This window comes from uncultured Kluyvera sp. (assembly GCF_902485085.1).
GTDB classification, from domain to species: Bacteria; Pseudomonadota; Gammaproteobacteria; order Enterobacterales; family Enterobacteriaceae; genus Kluyvera; species Kluyvera ascorbata.
In genome coordinates, this window is sequence record NZ_CABTJS010000019.1 from 1 (window position 1) to 8,458 (window position 8,458).

Sequence of the window (8,458 nt, forward strand, 5' to 3'; positions counted from 1 at the left end):
TGACGGCGCTTACTGCTGAATTCACTGTCGGCGAAGGTAAGTTGATGACTCATAATGAACCCTGTTCCATGGCTCCAGATGACAAACATGATCTCATATCAGGGACTTGTTCGCACCTTCCTTAGCGCCGTGACAGGCTGCAAAGGCAGGCTATTACTGCACATGCGGTCAGAACGAGTCCAAGTTGCTGCACGATGCCGGCAAGTCCCAGCATCATTCCCAGCAATAAATAGTAGACCAATCCAAACAGCGCTCCGGCTGCGCCTGCCTGTTCACGATACTGGCTTAGGGCCTGACTCAGCACGTTTGGAATCGCAATACCATAGGCAATCACAACCCCAACTACCGGCACAAGGATCCATACAGATTGCTGTAAGATCCATGCTGCAACACCCGACAATAGCGCCAGCAGGCAAGCATTTTTCACCAGTTGTTCTGGCGACAAACCGATAGACAACAGTTTCCGGTTCCATAAGCTGCCCGATAGGGAAGCAAAGGCCAGTAAAATCCCTGTCCATCCGAAAGCCCTGGCACTCCAACCCAATTGGCCGAAAAGAAACGGTGCAAGGCTGTAGTAACTGAAAAGCATGGTATTAAGCAGTGCAACGAGCATTGCATTTTTCCACAGCCTTCCATCCCCCGCCATCCGGCAGACCAGTCCACCAAATCGCGAGCCGGAAGTATTTTCCGACCGCGTTTCAGGCAGCAAGCATGCTGTCAGTATCAGCAGCATCAGCGCCAACGTGACCAGCGCAACAAACACGCCGGTATGTCCGTACAGGCTAACCAGCCAGCCGCCACTGACCAGACCGAAAACGGGACTGATTGCCAGCGCCGCTCCCATCACGGAAAAGACACGGGCTAACGCCGTCGATTCATAGCTATCTCGCAGCATGGTTTGAACGACAACGGAGCCAGCAGCGGCACCTATGGCTGCGACCATGCGAGCCAGGAGCAAAATGCTAAAGTCGGTAGCCACAAGAGCGAGTGCTGAACCGGCCCCGTAGCACAGAAGCCCGGCCATCATCGCGGGGCGCCGACCAACGCGATCGCTTAACCATCCCCAGAGCGCCACGCCGACGGCAAACGCGACAAAATAGACTGAATGCGTCTGTGCGGCACGTTCACTGCCCACCTGAAAAGCACGAGCAATGTCGGGCAACGCTGGGCTGTATATGGTTTCCACCAACTGGGGAAACATAATCAGTAATGTAAGTAACCACAACGGTGGTTTTTTATTGGTTTTCATAGCAACAATCCTTAGATAATCAGAATATGCGGCTATTATTGCGGAAGTGGTTATGTCGTATTACCATGATAAGGACTATTTATATTTAAAATAGGACACAAGATGAAGATCAATCCAGACGATTCTTTTGATCCGGATACGTTCGATGAGAGGGTTGTCGGAATTGCATCTGATATGGGAATACATGATTCAGGGATGCACAGCCACCTTCGTCATCAGTTGCTTTTTTCGGCAGCGGGAAGCATCACAATCGAGCTGGATAATACCCTTTGCCTACTTCCGCCCCGGCGCGCTGCCTGGATACCTGCCGGCACGGTTCATCGCGCCATTATGAATGGCGCAATGGCCTATCGTTCTCTTTACTTTTCAAACGTTTTACCGTTATCGGCGTTGCCCCTGCAGATCGTTGAGGTTAATCCCCTGTTCTTTGAAGTGATCGAAAGGATGGCATTCTGGCAATGGGGAATGCCTGAAGAACAACAAAGCAGTCTCATCACCGTGTTTTGTGAAGAAATTAAAAACGCCCAAAGCGAAAACTGGACGTTGCGGTTTCCGTTAGATATTCGCCTGAGTGTCTGGCTGGACAGCGTGCGCGGAGGCGAATTACCCCCACGTCTGGGGCAGTTAGCCCAAAAGGTCGGCGCATGTGAACGCACAATAAGCCGTATATTTATTCGGGATACGGGAATGAGTTATCAGAGCTGGAGGCAGCAGTGGAGACTGCTGAAAGCAATGGAAATGCTGTGTGACGGCTGGTCGCTAAGTCAGGTGGCGCAACAGCTTGATTTTGTCAGTGACAGCGCCTTCATTGTTTTCTTTCGTCAATATACGGGCACAACACCGACTCGCTATCTCCGCCATTCAATCACTGAACATCAGGACACATCTTTGGGTTAACCGTCGACAAAACCTTATTTTAAGCATGTCGCCATTGCGTTCTGCCCTATTTGGTTGATGTGCGAGTGCATATGAACAGTGACTTTTGCAGTTATTAGATGACTGAAGATAACGCTTCATTCTTTTACTGAAAGGTCACGCGTTTGATCATTCTGATTCATGTTTACCCAGTATACGCACGCAAGATAGATTTTCTTTCCTGTATCGCAATTTCTTCTCAGTCGTCAATCAGAGGCTCCGATGGCATTCTGGTATTGCACAATGAGGATCACGGCTTTTCGTCAATGAAAGCCAGAAGAGAAAGAGACCGTGGACCGTCGCCGCATAAAACATGGTGTCTCGTTTTCTCGTCACCCTTGCCATCTGATAATCCCTATTTTTACCGGTGCCATTTATGAATAAAAAATACCGCGCGATGCAGATCGTTGCCCCCGGCGTGCTGGAAATGACAGAGCGGCCGATACCCGCTCCCGGCCCGGATGAGGTGCTTATCAAAATTGAAGCATGCGGAGTATGCGGTGCCGATCTCCGGGACGCGGAAAGCGCGCCGCAAGAGGGCCAGCCTGGTCGTATACCGGGACATGAGATCGTCGGGTTTATTGCCCGCAAGGGAGAAAAGGTACCCGATATCTGGCAAACCGAGCAGCGGGTAGGCGTCGGGCGGCTGGGTGGGTACTGTCAGTACTGCAAACCCTGTCGCAGCGGGCTTTTTCATCTCTGCGAAAATCAGCTTACACCAGGACTTAGCTGCGATGGCGGCTACGCAGAGTACGTTGTCATGCGGCATACCGCACTGATAGCGATCCCCTCCGCACTCGCTTCGGTGCATGCCGCCCCAATCCTTTGTGCCGGTACCGCAACCTTCAACGCGCTGCGTAATTCTGGTGCCAGAGCGGGCGACAGAGTGGCGGTTCTTGGGATGGGTGGCCTTGGTCATATGGCGGTTCAGTACGCCCGCAAAATGGGGTTTGACGTGACGGTGGTTGCGCGGGGAAATGAAAAAGAACGTGCGGCCTTTCAGCTGGGTGCACACCACTACATCGATACGCTGAAGGAAAATGCATCACAACGGCTGAAAAACGACGGCGGTGTGGATTATATTGTGGCTACGGCAGCGGATTCAAAAACGGTTTCAGCCCTCTTGTCCGCCCTCTCTCCTCGGGGAAAGACGATCCTGCTTGGTACAGGACAAACGCCGTTGCAGGTCTCGCCGGGTATGATGATCGGCGCTGAACGCACACTGACTGGCTCCTTCGTCAGCACACCTGCGCAAACCGAGCGCGCGCTGCGGTTCAGCCAGCTCTTTCAGACGTTGCCCATCACAGAACTATTGCCCTTTGAACGGGCAAATGAGGCGCTCAACAGACTTAAGCAAGGTATGGCGCGATACCGGATAGTCCTCACCATGAACCAGGATAATTAATCACATGTCCGCAGAACATTTCCTGCCCGTTGCAGACCAGAACAATAATATTATCCGGCTGTCGGCCGCCCAGGCCCTTGCCGGTGCCAACTCCGTCGTCTTTTATGCCACCGGCGCAATTGTGGGTAACGCCCTCGCGCCCAGTAGCTCGTTGGCGACACTTCCCATCACCATGTTTGTTCTGGGGATGGCAGCCTGTATCCTGCCGTTAGGTACATTGGCGCGAAAAGAAGGCCGTAAAGCCGCCTTTATGGTCGGCACCGGGGCGGGCGTCATTACCGGCCTGACGGCTGCGCTGGCCGTGGTCATCGGCTCATTTCTGCTGTTCTGCATTGCCGCATTTTTAGGTGGCGCATATGCCGCCGTTGCGCTTAGCTTTCGTTTTGCCGCAACCGACGGCGTCACGCCAGAACGTCGTGCCCGGGCCCTATCGCTGGTGATGGGCGGCGGAGTGATTGCCGGTGTGATTGGCCCAATGCTGGTTTCAGGTACGATGCACCTTTGGCCGCCTCATACCTTTGCCGTCACATTCATCGCCCAGGCGCTCGTCGCCGTCATTTCGGCATTCATTCTCAAAGGCGTGAAAACAACAGAACCTGCCAGCACGGTAAAAATGGGTGGGCGACCTTTGCGCGAAATTGTCCGTCAGCCAGGGTTCGCCCGAACCGTATTCAGCGGTGCGGTAACCTATATGGTGATGAACTTCCTGATGACGGCAGCACCACTCTCCATGCACATGCACGGTATTTCTCAGCAGGCGTCGAATCTCGGTATCCAGTGGCATGTTATTGCCATGTATGGCCCAGGTTTTTTCACCGGCAAATTAATCAACCGCTTCGGAGCCATGCGTATCGCCGCCGCCGGTCTGCTTATCACCGCAAGTTCTGTTCTGGCCGGGCTCGGTGGAACCGATATTTTCCACTACTGGCTGTCACTGATTTTACTGGGTCTCGGCTGGAATTTTGGCTTTACCGGCGCATCGGCGAAGATCATTGAATACCACCGTCCCGAAGAGAAAACCCAGGTCCAGTCCCTGAACGATTTTGTGGTGTTTGGAGTGATGATCGTCGGTTCTTTCTCTTCAGGTGCCCTGCTCAGCCTCTACGGCTGGAACGCCGTCCTGTGGGGCTCCCTTGTTCCCATCGCTCTTGCCTTGGCCGGTATTGTTAGAGAGTTGCAGGCGAAAAAGATCGATAAATTAAGCTGCTGACGCTGTTTTATCTGCTGCCTGGAAGCGGGTTATGGTGATTTGAAAAGTAGTTAAAGCCCAAAATCAGCGGGCAGGATTTTGGGCATATTTGTCGATGTTTATGTACACATTCACGTCCGCTCTGGGCTGTGAGTTCAACCGATGGATGCAACACATTGATTGAACCGCTCTGCGGGTGATTCATAGTCTAGCGTTTTTCTCGGCCTCTCGTTGAGCTGTCTGGCAACACTGTTTAGTCTTTGCTGGCTGTGAACCGATAAGTCAGTTCCTTTTGGAAAATACTGTCTGAGTAATCTGTTTGTATTTTCATTTGAGCCGCGTTGCCAGGGAGATTGAGGATCGCAGAAGTAAACCTGAATATCTGTAGCTACGGTAAACCGGGTATGGCTGGTCATTTCAGCACCCCGGTCCCATGTTAATGTTTTATAAAGCTCAGCAGGTAATTCACGGGCTTGTTTGATGAGTGCAGATATAACCGTTATGGTCTTGTTGTCCCTGACTTTGGCCAACATAACAAAACGGGAATGACGCTCTACGAGGGTGACGATATAGGAGTTTTTAGAGCCCTGGATCAGATCACCTTCCCAGTGACCTGGTATGGCTCTGTCAGCTGCTTCAGGTGGCCTTTCGCTGATAGAGATCGTATCCGGGATTGACCCTAATCCTTTCCCTTTAAGCGATGATGTTCTGGATCTACGCACGACTCTTCCGCTTCTGAGGCATTGCTGCAGTTCTTTTTTTAATGCACCCCGGGTTTGTATAAAAAGCGTTTTATATATCGTTTCGTGTGACACATGCATTTCCTGACTATCCGGATAACAGCGTTTCAGCCAGCCGGCGATCTGTTCCGGCGACCAGTCCTGATGCATCTTCTCTGCAATGATTTTACACAATGCGGGGCTTTGAATTAGCTTGCAAGGTTTTGGTCTCAGAGCATTTTCCCACGCAGTAGCATCGGCTTTTGCTGCACGGTATTGTTTTGCACCACCGTGTCTCCTAATCTCGCGGCTAATCGTTGAAGGAGCTCTTGATAATTTGGCAGCGATGTCCCTGATGCTGCGTTTTGCTACCAATCCTCTGGATATTTCCTCTCTTTCATCAAGCGAGAGCGCTAACCGGTGCCGCCTTCTCACGGGAGGACGGTAGCCACCTGTCTGGTGGATTGTAGGCATAATAGAAGAGTGAAATCTGTCGAACATTCTGGCGATATCGTGCAGGGAATCACCTTGCTTATATCGGTCCCAGATAATCGCTTTCTGTTCTGGCGTGTAGTAAATGCGCGTTCTTCGTTTCATGGCAACGTCCCCCCTTGATCAAGGATAGCGTTGCATCGACCCGTTGAACTCACAGCTCATAGCGGACCTTAGTACGTTGAATGAGTGTGGATATTATAAAGAATCCGGGTAACCGTCAGGCTTCCCCGGAAACGACGCTAAAGCGGTGCAACATTTTCCACTACATGCTGGAAAACGTAAGGATCGGAAAGTAGTTCAAATTCTTCGTCATCCGGGTATGTTACCGCTACGTGATAACTTTCTCCGGCAAATCTCTTAACCGACTGTAAATCCAGCCAGTAAGTAGCCAGAAAAAAATGCTCCCAGTCCCCTTGGGTTTCTCTACGCACTAAAGCGCCTCTGTTGCCAGATACGCTCTTTGAATGCTCCACACCTGTCCTCTCAAGGTGTTTCGCAAAACCTTCGGCATGTTTTAGCGGAACACAGCCGTGCCAGGTTCTTACAATCATTAGTGTTTCCTCTTTAAGCGGTAAAAATGTAAGCATACCATCAGAGGTCACCATAAAACGGGCAGCAAATTCTAACAACAACGGTAGCCCAGCCGAGCGCAGTGACGCCGGGGGTTGCGGTGATAGAGCATGAGATGCCTGATGGCGCTTCGCTTATCAGGCCTACAAATACATTGCGCCGTTAGCGGCATTTTTCATGTCACCTCCTCCATCCAATACCTGCCCTTAACATTTTTATTTAAAACAACACGTTATTGGTATCAACCAGATACTATTTTATTTCTAATTGTAATGAGAACTATTCTCATATTAATATAGCCGCGTGATAATTAACTTTTGATGCACTGCGCATGCCTGACCACGCCACTACTACTGCTTCCTTAACGCTCGAGTCGCTTTATGGCGCCCATCACGGCTGGCTGAAAAGTTGGCTGACGCGCAAGCTCCAGTCTGCCTTTGATGCCGATGACATTGCCCAGGACACCTTTATACGGGTAATGGGCAGCGATACGCTCTCGACGATCCGCGATCCGCGCTCCTTCCTATGCACTATCGCCAAACGGGTAATGGTCGACCTGTTTCGTCGAAATGCGCTGGAAAAAGCCTATCTGGAGATGCTGGCGCTGATGCCGGAAAATCTCGCGCCTTCGCCCGAGGAACGTGAGAGTCAGCTCGAAACCCTGCAACTCATCGACAGCATGCTTGACGGGCTGAGCGGAAAAACACGCGAAGCGTTTCTCCTTTCGCAGCTGGATGGTCTGACCTACAGCGAAATAGCGCGAAAGCTCGGTGTTTCGGTCAGTTCAGTGAAAAAATATATGGCAAAGGCTATCGAACATTGTCTGCTCTTTCGTCTGGAGCACGGCCTGTGAACGCTCCTATCACCGATTCTCGCCGTCAGGCTTTGCGCTCAGCATCACACTGGTATGCCGTATTGAGCGGCGAGCGTGTCAGCCCACAGCAGGAAGCGCGCTGGCAACAATGGTATGAAGAGGACAAAGATCATCAGTGGGCCTGGCAACAGGTTGAAAACCTGCGCAGCCAGCTCAGCAGCGTTCCGGGCGATGTCGCCAGCCGGGCGCTGCACGATACGCGTCTTACCCGTCGTCATGTCATGAAAGGGCTACTGCTGCTGCTCGGCGTGGGCGGCGGCTGGCAGCTCTGGCAATCTGAAACCGGAGAAGGTCTACGCGCGGACTACCGCACCGCCAAAGGCGCGGTCAGCCATCAGCGGCTGGACGATGGCTCGCTGCTGACGCTCAACACGCAAAGCGCCGCAGACGTTCGGTTTGATACGCATCAGCGCGCTGTCCACCTCTGGTATGGCGAAATTGCGATTACCACCGCAAAAGATGCGCAGCAGAGGCCTTTCCGCGTGGTGACCCGCCAGGGCCAGCTCACCGCGTTAGGCACAGAATTTACCGTCTATCAGCAGGACAACGTCACGCGCGTTACCGTTCAACAACATGCGGTTGAAGTCTTACTGGCAAACCGCCCGCAGGAAAAACGCATCGTCAACGCTGGCGAGAGCCTGCTGTTCAGCGCGTCTGAATTTGGTGCAATCACCTCAGCGGATGATGAAAGCGCCGCCTGGACGCAGGGCGTTCTGAGCTTCAGCGATAAACCGCTGGGTGAAGTGATTGCCACGCTGGGCCGTTATCGCAACGGCGTGCTGCGTTGCGATCCGGCGGTGGCCGGGCTGCGCCTGAGTGGCACGTTCCCGCTGAAAAATACCGATGCGATTCTGGATATTATTGCCCAGACACTTCCAGTGAAAATTCAGACTGTTACGCGATACTGGGTCAATATTTCGGCGCTGTAAGAAAAATAATTCTCATTTTCATTGTCCTTTTTCCCCTTCTCATTCGACTCATAGCTGAACACAACAAAAATGATGATGGAGAAGGTATGACGCCTTTACGCGTTTTTAGCAAA

At 52.1% G+C, this 8,458-nt stretch carries 8 protein-coding genes; 5 read left to right on the forward strand and 3 right to left on the reverse strand.

Translation table 11 applies throughout. The annotated features are described in order from the left end of the window. Nucleotides 1–121: 121 nt before the first annotated feature. A complete protein-coding gene (locus RDN66_RS03410; protein WP_202217992.1) occupies nt 122–1,249 on the reverse strand; it encodes a multidrug effflux MFS transporter in 1,128 nt (375 codons plus the stop codon). A 102-nt stretch (nt 1,250–1,351) separates the two neighbouring features. Here RDN66_RS03410 and RDN66_RS03415 point away from each other — a divergent pair, with 102 nt between their 5' ends. The 3 genes from RDN66_RS03415 to RDN66_RS03425 all read left to right on the forward strand — a co-directional run bounded on the left by RDN66_RS03415 (nt 1,352) and on the right by RDN66_RS03425 (nt 4,779). Continuing rightward, on the forward strand, nt 1,352–2,146 hold the full coding sequence (locus tag RDN66_RS03415; protein ID WP_035894726.1) for a helix-turn-helix domain-containing protein: 795 nt from the start codon (nt 1,352–1,354) through the stop codon (nt 2,144–2,146). Nucleotides 2,147–2,540: 394 nt separating this feature from the next. Then, nucleotides 2,541–3,569, forward strand: a complete 1,029-nt coding sequence (locus tag RDN66_RS03420; protein ID WP_202217991.1) for a zinc-binding dehydrogenase — start codon at nt 2,541–2,543, stop codon at nt 3,567–3,569. Nucleotides 3,570–3,573: 4 nt separating this feature from the next. After that, nucleotides 3,574–4,779, forward strand: a complete 1,206-nt coding sequence (locus RDN66_RS03425) for an MFS transporter (RefSeq protein ID WP_202217990.1) — start codon at nt 3,574–3,576, stop codon at nt 4,777–4,779. 134 nt (nt 4,780–4,913) lie between these two features. On the opposite strand, the gene RDN66_RS03430 is transcribed toward RDN66_RS03425, so the two are convergent. Next, nucleotides 4,914–6,074 carry an IS30 family transposase gene (locus RDN66_RS03430; RefSeq protein WP_308537552.1) on the reverse strand — a complete coding sequence of 387 codons (1,161 nt, stop codon included), beginning with the start codon at nt 6,072–6,074 and terminating at the stop codon, nt 4,914–4,916. A 137-nt stretch (nt 6,075–6,211) separates the two neighbouring features. Continuing rightward, nucleotides 6,212–6,523, reverse strand: coding sequence for a hypothetical protein (locus RDN66_RS03435; protein WP_202218112.1), 312 nt, complete (start codon nt 6,521–6,523; stop codon nt 6,212–6,214). Nucleotides 6,524–6,873: 350 nt separating this feature from the next. Here RDN66_RS03435 and fecI point away from each other — a divergent pair, with 350 nt between their 5' ends. Then, the gene (gene fecI / locus RDN66_RS03440; protein WP_202217989.1) at nt 6,874–7,395 is read left to right on the forward strand and encodes a ferric citrate uptake sigma factor FecI; all 522 of its coding nucleotides are present in this window, start codon (nt 6,874–6,876) and stop codon (nt 7,393–7,395) included. Further along, nucleotides 7,392–8,345 carry a ferric citrate uptake sigma factor regulator FecR gene (gene fecR, locus RDN66_RS03445; protein WP_202217988.1) on the forward strand — a complete coding sequence of 318 codons (954 nt, stop codon included), beginning with the start codon at nt 7,392–7,394 and terminating at the stop codon, nt 8,343–8,345. The genes fecI and fecR overlap by 4 nt, the downstream gene beginning before the upstream one ends. Nucleotides 8,346–8,458: the final 113 nt, after the last annotated feature.